Annotated in this window: 8 protein-coding genes; 5 read left to right on the top strand and 3 right to left on the bottom strand. The window is 41.5% G+C overall.

Annotated elements, in window-relative coordinates:
* Positions 1-3 precede the first annotated feature (3 nt).
* Positions 4-1,146 carry a THUMP domain-containing class I SAM-dependent RNA methyltransferase gene (locus AB4Z17_RS12185; protein ID WP_441913042.1) on the bottom strand — a complete coding sequence of 381 codons (1,143 nt, stop codon included), beginning with the start codon at positions 1,144-1,146 and terminating at the stop codon, positions 4-6.
* 142 nt (positions 1,147-1,288) lie between these two features.
* Between AB4Z17_RS12185 and AB4Z17_RS12180 the strand changes: the two genes are divergently transcribed.
* Complete coding sequence (locus AB4Z17_RS12180) at positions 1,289-1,921, top strand: O-methyltransferase (RefSeq protein WP_441913040.1); 633 nt, start codon at positions 1,289-1,291, stop codon at positions 1,919-1,921.
* A gap of 707 nt (positions 1,922-2,628) precedes the next feature.
* On the opposite strand, the gene AB4Z17_RS12175 is transcribed toward AB4Z17_RS12180, so the two are convergent.
* Positions 2,629-3,852 (bottom strand): MFS transporter, encoded by a 1,224-nt coding sequence (locus AB4Z17_RS12175; RefSeq protein WP_076266798.1) that lies wholly within the window; start codon positions 3,850-3,852, stop codon positions 2,629-2,631.
* A gap of 188 nt (positions 3,853-4,040) precedes the next feature.
* On the opposite strand from AB4Z17_RS12175, the gene AB4Z17_RS12170 reads away from it, so the two are divergent.
* The 3 genes from AB4Z17_RS12170 to AB4Z17_RS12160 are packed head-to-tail and all read left to right on the top strand — an operon-like array spanning position 4,041 to position 6,793.
* Positions 4,041-4,562, top strand: a complete 522-nt coding sequence (locus tag AB4Z17_RS12170; protein ID WP_430054114.1) for a type IV pilus modification PilV family protein — start codon at positions 4,041-4,043, stop codon at positions 4,560-4,562.
* A complete protein-coding gene (locus AB4Z17_RS12165) occupies positions 4,546-5,034 on the top strand; it encodes a PilW family protein (RefSeq protein WP_441910505.1) in 489 nt (162 codons plus the stop codon). Before AB4Z17_RS12170 ends, AB4Z17_RS12165 begins: the two co-directional genes overlap by 17 nt.
* 10 nt (positions 5,035-5,044) lie before the next feature.
* A complete protein-coding gene (locus tag AB4Z17_RS12160) occupies positions 5,045-6,793 on the top strand; it encodes a hypothetical protein (protein ID WP_441959986.1) in 1,749 nt (582 codons plus the stop codon).
* Positions 6,794-6,916: 123 nt separating this feature from the next.
* Here AB4Z17_RS12160 and AB4Z17_RS12155 read toward each other — a convergent pair whose 3' ends face one another.
* Positions 6,917-11,134, bottom strand: coding sequence for a DUF5057 domain-containing protein (locus AB4Z17_RS12155; RefSeq protein ID WP_441959984.1), 4,218 nt, complete (start codon positions 11,132-11,134; stop codon positions 6,917-6,919).
* 263 nt (positions 11,135-11,397) lie between these two features.
* On the opposite strand from AB4Z17_RS12155, the gene AB4Z17_RS12150 reads away from it, so the two are divergent.
* The gene (locus tag AB4Z17_RS12150) at positions 11,398-13,062 is read left to right on the top strand and encodes a GspE/PulE family protein (protein ID WP_430054107.1); all 1,665 of its coding nucleotides are present in this window, start codon (positions 11,398-11,400) and stop codon (positions 13,060-13,062) included.
* Positions 13,063-13,075 lie beyond the last annotated feature (13 nt).

Here is a 13,075-nt window from a genome sequence, read left to right as displayed (position 1 = left end):
TTACTATCGATTTCCGCGAGGGGGAAGCGGGCCAAAAAATTGCAAGTAATTACACTCGATACGTCCATTAAACAGCTTCCGCTTCTTATCCGCAGGACGTCCAAAATAGTGCTCGATTGTCGTAGAGGGGCTAATCGAGAAATACGACCAAGTTGGGTAATGGAGCGCAGTCAATCCGAACTGACGCAGCGCAGCCTCTGCTTGTACATCATCGCCGAGACGTTCGCCGTATGGCGGGTTCGTAATAATGACGCCGTAATCGCCTTCAAGCTTCACTTTGGCAACAGGCTGTACAGAAAGCTTGATTTCTTTGCCGAAACCCGCTTTCTTAATCGCAGCTTCTGCGATTTCAATCGCTCCTGGATCAATATCAGAACCTGCAATTTGAAGCGGAACATCATCTTTTACCAAATCAAATGCCTCATCGCGCGCTTCATCCCACAGCTCATTCGGAATAAGCGGCCAGCCTTCGCTGTTAAAGCTTCTGCGAAGGCCAGGTGCGATGTTCCAGCCAATCATTGCTGCTTCAATTAATATCGTACCGGAACCGCAAAATGGGTCATAGAGCGGCCGATCAGGACGCCAGCGGCTAAGCTGAACGAGAGCAGCGGCAAGCGTTTCCCTAATTGGAGCTTCGGTAGCTACTTTCCGGTATCCACGTTTATGCAAGCCATCGCCTGTAGTGTCCAGTGTCAGCATGGCACGGTCATTCATAAGCGTAACTTCTATTACATAACGTCCGCCGTTTTCGGGAAACCATTCGGTACCATAACGTGCAGACATTTTATCAACGACCGCTTTTTTTACGATACTTTGGCAGGCGGGTACGCTTGTCAGCTGAGATTTTTGCGAGCGTCCATTTACAGGGAATTCACCGTCGTTCGGAATCCATGTCGGCCAATCAAGCGCTTTGGTGCCCTCAAACAACTCATCGAAGGTGGTAGCAGGGAATTCTCCCATTTTGATTAGAATTCTGCCTGCTGTGCGCAGCCAAAGATTGGTGCGGCAAATATCGATAGGACCGCCTGTGAAATTAACGCGTCCGTTCTCTACCTGAAGATCGGTATAACCTAGATCCTTCAATTCACGTGCAACAACCGCTTCAAGCCCCATTGGCGCAGTTGCGATCAATTGTAACTTTTCCATTTTACACTCTCTTTTCATTAATTCTTGGTGACCTTAGCTTCATATCTAAAGCATAAGCTTGTAACCCCGTGAACAAAAACATACAATCAAGTATAGGACAAACTAGCTTGTTTTTACAAATTGTAAAATTGGAGAGAGTAGAATGACGTTGCAAAATGAACAATATGTGGATTCGCTTTATGTGGCAGATGCTGATCTTGAGCGTACAAAAGCAGGTATAGCGGCTAATGGAATGCCTGATATATCAGTTGCTGATGGGTATGGCAGGCTGTTAACGATGCTTGTATCACTGTCGAAAGCACAAAATATTATTGAAATTGGAGCACTAGGCGGCTATAGCGGCATTTGCTTGGCACGGGGCCTGCAAGAGGGCGGTAAATTAGTATCGCTTGAGCTGCTGCAAAACTATGCTGATCTAGCCAAGCTGCATATGGAAGCAGCAGGACTCGGAGATAAGGTAGAGTATAGGGTCGGTGATGCGAAGCAAAGCCTTGCGGAGCTGAAGTCTGCTGGCAGGAAGTTTGATTTCTTTTTTATCGATGCAGATAAGGAAGGATATCCCATCTATCTGGACTACGCGATCGCACTCGCTAATCCGGGGGCGATTATTGTAGGCGATAATATTTTACTGCGCGGAAGAACGATCGATCCAGCTAAGGAAGGTCCAGCGGTTCGTGCCGTGCGCTCTTTTAATGAGATCATCGCAACAGACGATCGTTTGCAGAGCACGATATTGCCGGGCTACGATGGATTAGCGATAGCGATTGTGAAGTAAAAGAGCAAGCCCTGACCTCCATCGGTATAATGCTGGAGGGGTTCAGGGCTTTTTTTTGATTGGTGGTGGGAGTTAGGTTTGTTGGAAGTGCTCGGAGTAGGCTTTAAGCGCATATGTTTGCTTATGGGGTAGGAGTAACGTTGATTTGTGAGCTGTAAGAACCTATGTGTTCTTACAGCTTTTATTTGGCGTGTTGGGAGTGCTCGGAGTAGGCTTTAAGCGCATATGTGTGCTTATGGGGTAGGAGTAACGTTGATTTGTGAGCTGTAAGAACCTATGTGTTCTTACAGCTTCTATTTGGCGTGTTGAGAGTGCTCAGAGAAGGCTTTAAGCGCAAATGTGTGCTTATCGGGTGAAAGTAGCGACGATTTGTGAGCTGTAAGAACCTATGTGTTCTTACAGCTTCTATCTGGCGTGTTGGGAGTGCTCGGAGTAGGCTTTAAGCGCATATGTGTGCTTATGGGGTAGGAGTAACGTTGATTTGTGAGCTGTAAGAACCTATGTGTTCTTACAGCTTCTATTTGGCGTTGGAAGTAAACTTAAAGCGCATATGTGTGCTCATACGGTAGATGTCGCATGTGTCGTTTCGTTTGAACTCAATAAGAACCTATATGCATGTACAACGAAGGTACAACTTTAATCTAAAAAAGGGTCATGAAGGAATTTACACTCTCCTTCATGACCCTTTGCTGTCTCCATGTAATCGATCAGCCGTCCTTGACCGGCTCTTTTGGCTGTGGCCGCTTGCGAAGCAGCGACTGCCATACCCATCCAGCGTTAATCATGAGCATGACCGCAGATAAAAGAAATAAACCTTTAATGCCGATCCAACCGGAGAGGGCACCACCCGTGATCGGGCCAATCATGTTGCCTAGACTCATTGTGCTGGTGTTGAAGCTGTAGGAACGGCTCTCCATACCGTCAGGTGTGTATTTTCGAATAAGGGAGTTTACGGCTGGGATAAGCCCCCCGAGAAAGATGCCAAGAAAAAAGCGGGCAATGAGCAATTGCCATACAGTGCCTGCCATCGCTTGCGGAATAAAGGCGAGCGACGAACCAACAAGTGCTACGCCAAGTACACGCTCTGCGCCGATTCGGTCACTAAGCTTACCGAGCAGCGGCGAGGACACGAGATTAGAGAGACCGGTGACTGATCCGACGAAGCCTGCCAAGAAAGCAAGGTTGGCCGTTGTCCCGTGAAGCTCCTGAACATAAAGCGGAATAAGCGTCATTGGGCTCATCATAGCGAATTGAATGAGAAAAGTGACGGCAAATAACGCAGTAAGCTGAGGAATGCCGCTTAACTTCCGAAAACCTTCGATGACGGAGGCTTGCACGCGAGCAGCTGCTTTCATGCGGTCAAACGGTTCTTTTACAACAAATAGAGCAAGCAGCGAGGCTGCGAACAGCAAGGCTCCTGTCAGGTAGAAGATCGGCCTAAAGCCAATGGAATCCGCGAGCAAGCCGCCAATAAATGGGCCAAGTATCGTTCCGGCAATGCCTCCTGATTGAATCGTTCCCATCGCGAAGCCCATCTTGTTTTTAGGCGTTGTTGCTGAAATTAATGCGATAGATGCAGGGTTGAAGCCGGATATTGTCCCATTAACCATACGAAGCAGCAGCAAGTGCCATGGAGTTGTGGCAAATCCCATCAATACCATAACGATGGACATACCGAAACCAGAGCGGAGAAGCATCATTTTGCGACCGTACCTGTCAGCCATCTTTCCCCATATGGGTTGAAAAATAAATGACGTCACAAAGTTGCCCGCAAAAATAAGCCCCGCCCACACGCCGATCTCATGCTTATCGGTTAAACCTAAATCAAATTGCAAATAGAGGGACAGGAACGGAATGATCATCGTCATCCCAGCCATAACGAGAAACTGTCCGAACCACAACACGATCAGATTTTTTTTCCATTGTTCCATAAGAAAATTATAACATATGTGATCAAGGCAACAAAAATGGTTCGAATGACTTATCAAATCTTCATATTAATGTCGAAACTCGTTCTTTTGTCATAGAAAAATATACCTAGCTATAGTAAACTGAGATTAGAAGAAAAGGAATTAATTATGTCGATGGTGGCTATGAAGAAGCGGGTGAGGAATCACAAATGAGATTTTATAAGAAAGCAGAAGGACAAGCAGGCTTTTCACTAATTGAAGTGCTAGCTGCATTTACAATACTATCCATCGTTGCTCTAGCAATGACAGCATTTTTCACGAATGCACTCACCTATGCGAAAGGGAATCAGAATAAGACAGTTATGGTGAATCTAGCACGGAATGCTTTATTTTATATGGAGAAGCAAGAATTTGATCCGATCAAAAAATACTTTGTTGTGGATGGCAAAACGGAGATTTCATGCGGGGCGACAAGCTGCTCTGAAGAAGTGAAAAAGCTGGTTTCGAATGGGGATATATTATTTGAGGTTCTTCACCCAACGATTAACGGTGTTGCATATCAAATATCGATTGAATATCAGAAAGACATTATGACCGATCTTTCGCTTCAAGGAAAAACAGCGAATTATTTAATCCCGATTAACGTTCTTGTAGAGCCTATTGGGGGCAGCAACAATGCTCGTGAGGTAACAAGGGTGGAGGGCTACATAACAAATGAGAAAATACGTTAGTAAGCTTCGAAATGAAGAAGGAATTTCATTAATTGAACTCATCGCATCAATGGCTTTGCTTTCGATATTTGGAGGAATCATATATTCAGTACTCGTCTTCGGAATTGGCACTTATAACAAAATCGAGGTTGAAAACTCCTTGCGTGATGAGGGAGATTTAGTTATGTCCTCTGTTATTAACGAGTTGTATACCTTCGCGCCAGATTTAATAGGGTCAACGGGGTATGGCATTGAGCTGTCCAAAAGCGATCCCGTCGAAGTGAAGATGATCAAGATCGATAATGGCGAAATAATGGTAGGAAACCGCGATCTCAAAATAAAATCAACGATTGCTCCAGCATCTACCATCAAACTCATTTGTGAGAAGCCTGGGGCCTGCAGTACAGGACTTATTGAGATTAAGCTTGTACTTAATCAAACCCACGCTGGAAAAACACAGCAATTAGCATTAGAAAGTAAATTTGGATTCTAGGAGATATGCCATGATTCGAAATGAACGCGGCTATGCGTTATTGCTTGTTATATTTATGATTCTTTTATTTACGATATTAGGGACTGCCATTTTAGGTGCTAGTTTAGGCGGAGCAACTCGAACAGAGACACGCGAAAACGATGTGCAAAGCCTTCATTTAGCGGAAAAGTCTCTTAATCAAGCCGTGTCTTATTTAATTTCCGAGTATGATGGACGAGATGATATTAGCTCTGAAGACTTAAAAAAATATATGAATGAGTTTGAGAAATCAAATACTACAAATACAAAGCTTGACGGGGCAAACGCCAAAACAAAAATTGAAGTTGTTAGTGGCAATGATCCAAAGAGCTATAAAATCAAGCTAACATCTGAAGCGATTGTTAATGGTGTTAAGCGTGCGATGCAGCAAACTGTACAGATTGATTCTTATCCTGAATTTCTCGATTATGCATTTGGTTCTGAGGAGGATGTCATTATCAATGGGGCTCCCTATGCAATAGGGAAAATTTATGCAGGTGATGAATTAAAAATATACAACCAAGCTTTTTATGACTACAAAAATGTGAATTTACGACAGCCTACGCAGTTTCCCAAGCTTAATGAAGATAATGGAGACGTATATGTGCCCTCCTTCAATGCTATCAAATATTATGAAGGCTCAGACTTAAATCCGGAAAATGGCTATAAAAGTCTGTTAACAAACGATCAGAACGAGCTCAAAAAAATACTCGGTATTAATTATGATAAAATTCATATCAAAGATGCGAGTAAATTTAGATCCATTAATATTGATCAATCGTTCATTGACAAGGCAGTAGAAGCGACTGGTGTGGTGAATGAAGTTGTTCGAGGTAAGCTCAAATTGGCTTTTAATGATGATAACATGACTCCATTTATTAATGAATTGCTCAACAACGGAATAAAGGAAGTTTCGATTGAGCATGAGCCACCATTACCAAATTTTGAAAATTCCGTAGAAGTCGATAATTACAATAAAAAGAAGCAGAAGTATGACAATTACATAAATACATTTAACAGTGTGTTATCAGAATCTATTATTCATCAGGGAGATCTGAATTTAGAGGGCGTGCTCTTTAAAAAACTCACCTATGGAGAAACGGCGAAAAAATCAGGGAAATGGTTTATTGTGAATGGTGATTTGACGATTAATAACACTGATAGCAATAGTGATCTTTTCATTTCTGCTAATATACTTGTAACGGGCAATGTGTCGATTTCAGGCAAGAAGATTAAAGTAGATAGTACGATATTTTGTTTAGGAGCAGGGTCAGAAAAGAAAGAAACTATTATACAGGATGCTGAGATAAAAGGTATGAAAGTGGGAAACGATACAAAGCAGCTTGTCCTCATATCCAAGAAAAAAATCTTGCTTAATCGATTTGATTCATTCTCCTATTATAAGAAATACGAGGGAGAGAATATCGATAAAAATAGACTCGATGCTTTCTTTTATACGGAAGATGAAGCAGAGTTATATGGAGTAGGGTCGACGTTTTGGTTAAACGGTGGTTTTTTTGCAAAAAAGAATCTTACGATAAACGCCGTTTTAGGGGATGTTAAAGAGAAATTAGATGCTTCTGGCATAGATTTCCCTCCTCAAATAGGAAGTTTAGGCAGTCTCGATTCAAGATTCATTATAGAACACAACCCTCATATTTTTGAAGAACAGTACACGACTGGTTTGCCTAGAGTGCAACGAATAAGCGTGATGGTCGGTAGAATTGAATTAATAAATTAGTATACAAAATAAAGTAGCCTTCTGAGAACTAACTCTGAAGGCTACTTTATTGCCTTTATTGCCCAATTAAAGCTAAGGAACAACAAAGCCGCCAAGCATTTGATGCTTGGCGGCTTTGTCATACTAGTATCTTCCTTTGCCGTCTGTTGTTGTTGTGGTTGGATTATTAACGATGATGGTGATCTGAGCAGCAACCTTTGGATCATTTGTATAAGCTACCGTGATTGTTGCTGTGCCTGATTTAAGAGCAGTAATCACTCCGTCAACATTCACGCTCACAATCTCGTTGTTACTACTGCTCCATAAAAGCTCGTTTTTAATTTTGTCTTTACCATCTCTAGGAATGGATTGAAGTTCACCCCATAATTCTACAACTGCTCCTGGGTCAACTGTTTTGCTGTTTAACAATTTCAATTTAACCTGGTTTACTTCAATGGTTAGCTTGTTAGAAACGTAAATACGCCCTGCGTTCGTCGTCACCGTTAGTTTAACTTCTACATTGCCAGCTTTTATGCCTTTAAGTGTTGCAGAGTCTTGTGCTTGTGAAGTCAAAATACCATTCGCATTTCCTTCCGTAACACTCCAAACTGCTGTTTTAATCGGGTCATTGCCAGAAGCAGGAATGACAGCCGATAATGCAATGCTCGTACCTAATGGAATATTACTTGGTCCACTAATGACTGGGTTCGGTATTGTCACGGTTACTAATGCATTTTTGGATATCCCACTGCCATCCGAAGCTGTAACTGTAATCGTTGCTGCTCCAATACCAACCCCTGTAATTTTACCGTCACTTCCGACATTTACAATAGAGGTATCGCTCGATGACCAGGTAACCGCTTTGTTTTTTGCATCGACTGGATTAAACACAGGTGTCATTTGCTTTGTTTCGTTAAGTAAAAGCGTTGCATCAGCTAAATCGATACTTATTAGCTTCTTGTATACCGATATTGTCTTTGTCGCGGTATATTCTCTTTTTTTGTTCGTTACAGGATCTGTCTGATCAGTAGTCACCTTTAGGGTAATGGTTGCATCGCCAGCTGATAATCCTTGTACATTCGTTGAGCTGCCGCTGGTGTTGCTTAAGCTTATATTTCCAGTGTTTGATGTGACTTTCCAGTTATAGGACGTGATATTCTCATAATCTGCTGTAAATAGTTTTGATTCCAGAATAATGGATTCACTAACGGCGACATTTTCAGGGCCAGTAATATTAAGCCCTGGGCTAATAACGGTAACGACTGCGCTTGTTGTAATTTTACTGCCATCAGTTGTTGACGCAGTTATGTGTGCAGTACCTGATGTGATGCCTGTAATAATGCCAGTACTGCTATCGATGGAAGCAACAGTTGGATGATCAGACGTCCAGATCAGTTGCTTATTAGTAGGATCTTCAGGCGTAAATACGGGAATCAAAGGCAGTCTGTCACCTACTAAAATCGTTTTATTATTTACAGTTACCGTCTTGATTTTAGTAATTGCTTTTAATACATAATGTGGGAATTGCAGCTTTTTGGAAGCCTGCTCACCAATATCTTTAAAGTCTAATTGGGCATCAAGTAATGGATAAGACCCGTCTTTTTTCGGTGTAACCGGAATACTGAAAGTAAACGGATTAGCAGTGTATGTGTTTCCAGAAAGCGTATATCTGATATCTTTAATTGTTCCAGTGACAGTGTAGCCTGTAGCCAAAGTACCGATCTTATTAAAATCAGTCGGAAGTGCTCCTATCTCTAAATTAGCAGGAAAAGTTTCTTTAAATTTCAACGATGTAACGATCATTCGATCAGCGGCAAGTGCTTCGTTTCTGTTTATTGGTCTAGGTGTCAGTGTATAAGTGAAGGTTGCTGCTGTATCTTTCTCAACGGTCTCCTGAACGACATTACTGGAAACGGTACGACTCAGCTCGAGGTTGGAGGAGACTTTTACAACCCTTACATTTATGAATTTAACTACTTCAGCACCTTTAGCATCGCTAGCAATAATTTGTACTTTCAAATCTCCGCCGTTTGGAAGAGGATTAGTAACAGTCTTATTCACGGTTGATCCTGATAGAATCTTTTCGTTAGTTGTTACAGGATAAGATTTTTCATTGTATATCAGGTTTATTGATGTTGTTAGTTCTCGATCGTTCAAGTCGAAATCCTCAGCCTTGTAGTTAATCAGAAGATCCTGATAGGAGGGGATAAAGTTATTGTCGGCTTGATTATACTCAATTGGACTGAAGACAGTCAGTTGAGGAGCATGATTAGATCCCATAAATGCTCTATACATGGTATTGATAAACAACTTTTGCTCCCACGCTGGGAAGCCTTTATTCGTATGACCTGAACCTGAATAGGTCACATTGCCTTTTGAATACGTGTAATAATGATTCCAGCTGTCACCGGAAGTACGGACACCACCGATCATATTGTACCAAGGGATAACAGTAGCGTCCTCTAAATCAAGAGTGAAATACTGGTTGTGCGTCGTAGCGACCTGTGTGGATTCGTTTAATAAAAAAGGGTATTGCGTTAATAGTCCTTCATTTACTTTTTCTGTTGATGTAGCTTGTAGTGGATTTCCGAGTCCCATGTCTGTACGTGGGGCAATTTGTCCAGTTGTCGTTTGGAATTTATTGAGCCAGTTTTGACTTTCGCTATTATTATTCACAAAAATAGTATCATGCGTAAACATAACGCTCTGACCTGTACTTATGAACTGCTGTACAGCAGCTGTTGCGTTATTACCGATTGGTGCAAAGTTGTTGTACTCATCGACAAATCCGAATATGAGCATGTCATATTTTCCGTTTAATGTGTTGTACCCGCTGTTATTAAAATTAGTAATTGAGGTCGTATCGATGGTAATGCCATAATCATTAGTTATTAAATCTTTGGATTGTAAATTATTGTTTAAATTGCTGTCGTTTGTGTTTTTGTTCGGCAATACTTGAAGTACTTTAATATTGATTTTCTCATCTTGGAAGCGGTATACACCAGTTTGAATATCTTTTAAAGGACTGCCGAATTCAGATAGCTCGAGCCTCCAATATTGAAGACCAGAGTATCCGGGTGGAAGCTTATACGTAAGCGTACCGCTCTTCTCTGTAACTGTTTGAGAAGTAACAAATTGTTCAGCGCCAAATGGCAGAGAGCTGTCAGTTCCAATATATAAGTTTAAATTAATGTTTTTGGAAGCGACATCGCCAAGGTTATCGACTGCATACTTAAATGTGATGATCTCATCAGGAGAGTATTTTTTTGTAGAAGTTGATGTGTACCCGTCAGGCTTCTCGGTTAAGGTGAGTAAAGGTCTAATATTCCCTTTATCCAGAAGATTGATTTTTGATACAAAATTAGCTTGGCTAGAAATGTCATTATTGTTCACAAAAATTACGTTGCTTTTAGTCTTGCCAGTTTGGTTGTAGATGGAGAAGTTCTTTTTCAAAAGAGCTTCTTTTTTGTTATTACCGCTTCCAAGATCGTCTTGGTATAGTAATCCTTTTTTGCTGCTGTCATCGCTGTAGAGTATTACGGGAAGCCCCTTGTCAACGAAGTTTTTAATAATCTCTGTAGCTTTTAATTGAGTAATATCATTTTGCTTGCTAGCAGTATTATGGGCACTTGACGTAGAGCTTTGAGTAGGGAGTGTGATATTATAACTACCCTTACCAATGTATATCGCGTCATAGTTACCATCTAACTGTTCTCGTGATGCCACAAAATGTTTCATTTTTAACGTTTTTATTGTGATTAGGGAATTACCGCCGATGATGGCGTTCAAATCAGAAACACCTGTTTCTGTAATTTCCAATACGTTTATAGTAGGGCGGAATTTTTTGGAAGGCAAAGTGAATTTTTGATTATTATTCGCATCAGAAGTAATGGGGTTTTGAACTACAAGTGTTGCGGACCCTACTTCTACGTAGCGTGGATCCAAATTAGTGTTTTTAATTGTTTTAAATGTAGCAGTACCATCAGTAAGTATACTTCTTACAAATTTTTCAGTTGCGCTAGGATCATTTTTGGCAATTAAAGTCAATCTATAGATCGAATTTGAATTAGTTGATGTGGAATAAGAAAGATATTTATTACTGCTCTTGGACTTAATAGATACAATATTATCTCCATGATCCTCGAGTTCAAATAACTCATCAAAGAAATATTGGTTTGTACTAACGCTAATTGAATCGTTCTTCACGGAAACAAACTTCGAATTATTACTCAATGTAATCGTGGTGCTAGGCACTGCTGCTTTAACTAAGTAAGGCTGAACCCCGATGTATGTAAAAGTCATAGCTAGTATCGTAATAATGCAAACGATTGAAACTCTTTTCTTAAGAAATGATAGATTCATGATCCTTTCCTCCTTGTAAACTAAAATCAAATGAGTCTTATTACCTAAAAATTGCAATGAAAACTGTTGTAATTTGCCATATGTAGGATATAATCAGTGTAAGCGACAACGCTAGTTGTTGCAAGATAAACTAACGAAATACATATAAGAGTACGAATATTGTAGATATAAAAATAGGATTCAATGTGAAGTAGGTATATAGAACCAAATGTATAAAACTATTTATTGGCATTTGAATAGGGATAGAGATAGGGGTTGAAGCTGTGGCGGCAATCAAAAAAAGACTAGGAGATTTGCTTGTTGAGAGCTTGCTGATTTCTGAGGAGCAGCTGCAGGAAGCATTGCGTGAACAGAGTAAGACCAAGCAAAAGCTGGGTGACTTGCTCATTACACAAGGTTATATTACCGAACAGCAACTAATAGAGGTTTTAGAGTTCCAACTCGGTATCCCGCATGTGAGTTTATACAAATTTCAAATAGATCCGGCAATCGCTCAGATTATTCCAGAGAGCATGGCAAGACGATATCAAGCTATCCCGATTCAAAAAGAAGGCGGAAGGCTGATGGTCGCAATGGCCGATCCGCTTGATTATTTTGCAATAGAAGAATTGCGAATGAGCACGGGTTTCCGTATCGAACCAGCCATTTCAAGCAGAGATGAACTACAACGAGCTATTGCTCGTCATTACGGTCTTCAAGATTCCATGAATCAGATGCTGGTCGATCTTTCTTCTTCGGATGATATTCAAGAAATAGAAGTGATGGATGAAGATTCGCCGGTCGTTCGCCTTGTGAATCAGATGATTCAGCAAGCCGTTCAACTAAGGGCATCGGATATACATGTGGACCCAGGCGAGATGCAAATATCGATTCGTTATCGGGTTGATGGTGTGCTTAGAACGGAGAAGACGGTTCCGAAGCAAATGCAAGGCTTCATCACAGCCAGGCTCAAAATTATGGCAAAGCTCAATATTGCCGAACGCAGATTGCCTCAAGACGGACGCATCAAGATGCAGGTTGATTTTAAAAATGTCGATATTCGCGTATCCTCACTTCCTACAATACACGGTGAAAAAATTGTATTGCGTATTCTCGATTTAAGTACAGGTGTGAAGGCCATTGACCAGCTAGGCTTTAACGAGCATAACTTCACCTTATTTAAAGAAATGATCGACAAGCCGTACGGAATTTTGCTTATTACTGGCCCTACAGGCAGCGGTAAAACAACTACTTTATATTCTGGACTTCAGCATTTGAATCAGGAAGATACAAATATTATTACGATTGAAGATCCTGTTGAGTATCAGCTGGAAGGCATCAATCAGGTGCATGTGAGTCCGAATATCGGGCTGACATTTGCAGCGGGACTGCGCTCTATTTTGCGGCAAGATCCGAACGTCGTTATGGTGGGTGAAATTCGAGACAGCGAGACTGCAGAAATTGCGATCCGTGCATCGTTGACGGGGCATTTGGTATTGTCGACTTTACATACGAATGATTCGGTTAGTACGATTACCCGTTTTAGAGATATGGGTGTTGAACCCTATTTGATTGCTTCCTCTCTCGTAGGCGTTGTTGCGCAAAGGCTTGTCCGACGCGTTTGTGCGGACTGCAAGCAGTCGCATGCTGTGACCGACCAGGAACGAATATTTTTGAGAAGTCGTTCAATTGAGATAGAGACGCTTATAAAAGGCAAAGGCTGTGGAAGCTGCAACAATACTGGATACCGCGGCCGAGTTGCTATTCACGAGGTATTGTTTGTAAATGATGAGCTGCGCGAGCTTATTAACGAAGGGGCATCGGTTCAACAATTGCGTGAAGCGGCAGCAGGGCAAGGTATGATTCAATTGATGGACGACGGCTTGGAAAAAGTAACACGTGGGATTACGACGCTGCAGGAAGTGCTGCGCGAGACGGTAGCACATTAGGCGGAGGGTGGTA

This window comes from Paenibacillus sp. TAF43_2 (genome assembly GCF_052113545.1).
Classification (GTDB): Bacteria; Bacillota; Bacilli; order Paenibacillales; family Paenibacillaceae; genus Pristimantibacillus.
The sequence above is the reverse complement of the archived record's forward strand: the minus strand, read 5'-3'. Positions and strand labels throughout refer to the sequence as shown.

Bases quoted from the DNA above. Each gene is read 5' to 3' on its own strand.
- AB4Z17_RS12185 (WP_441913042.1), bottom strand. From the start codon at position 1,146: ATGGAAAAGTTACAATTGATCGCAACTGCGCCAATGGGGCTTGAAGCG.
- AB4Z17_RS12180 (WP_441913040.1), top strand. From the start codon at position 1,289: ATGACGTTGCAAAATGAACAATATGTGGATTCGCTTTATGTGGCAGAT.
- AB4Z17_RS12175 (WP_076266798.1), bottom strand. From the start codon at position 3,852: ATGGAACAATGGAAAAAAAATCTGATCGTGTTGTGGTTCGGACAGTTT.
- AB4Z17_RS12170 (WP_430054114.1), top strand. From the start codon at position 4,041: ATGAGATTTTATAAGAAAGCAGAAGGACAAGCAGGCTTTTCACTAATT.
- AB4Z17_RS12165 (WP_441910505.1), top strand. From the start codon at position 4,546: ATGAGAAAATACGTTAGTAAGCTTCGAAATGAAGAAGGAATTTCATTA.
- AB4Z17_RS12160 (WP_441959986.1), top strand. From the start codon at position 5,045: ATGATTCGAAATGAACGCGGCTATGCGTTATTGCTTGTTATATTTATG.
- AB4Z17_RS12155 (WP_441959984.1), bottom strand. From the start codon at position 11,134: ATGAATCTATCATTTCTTAAGAAAAGAGTTTCAATCGTTTGCATTATT.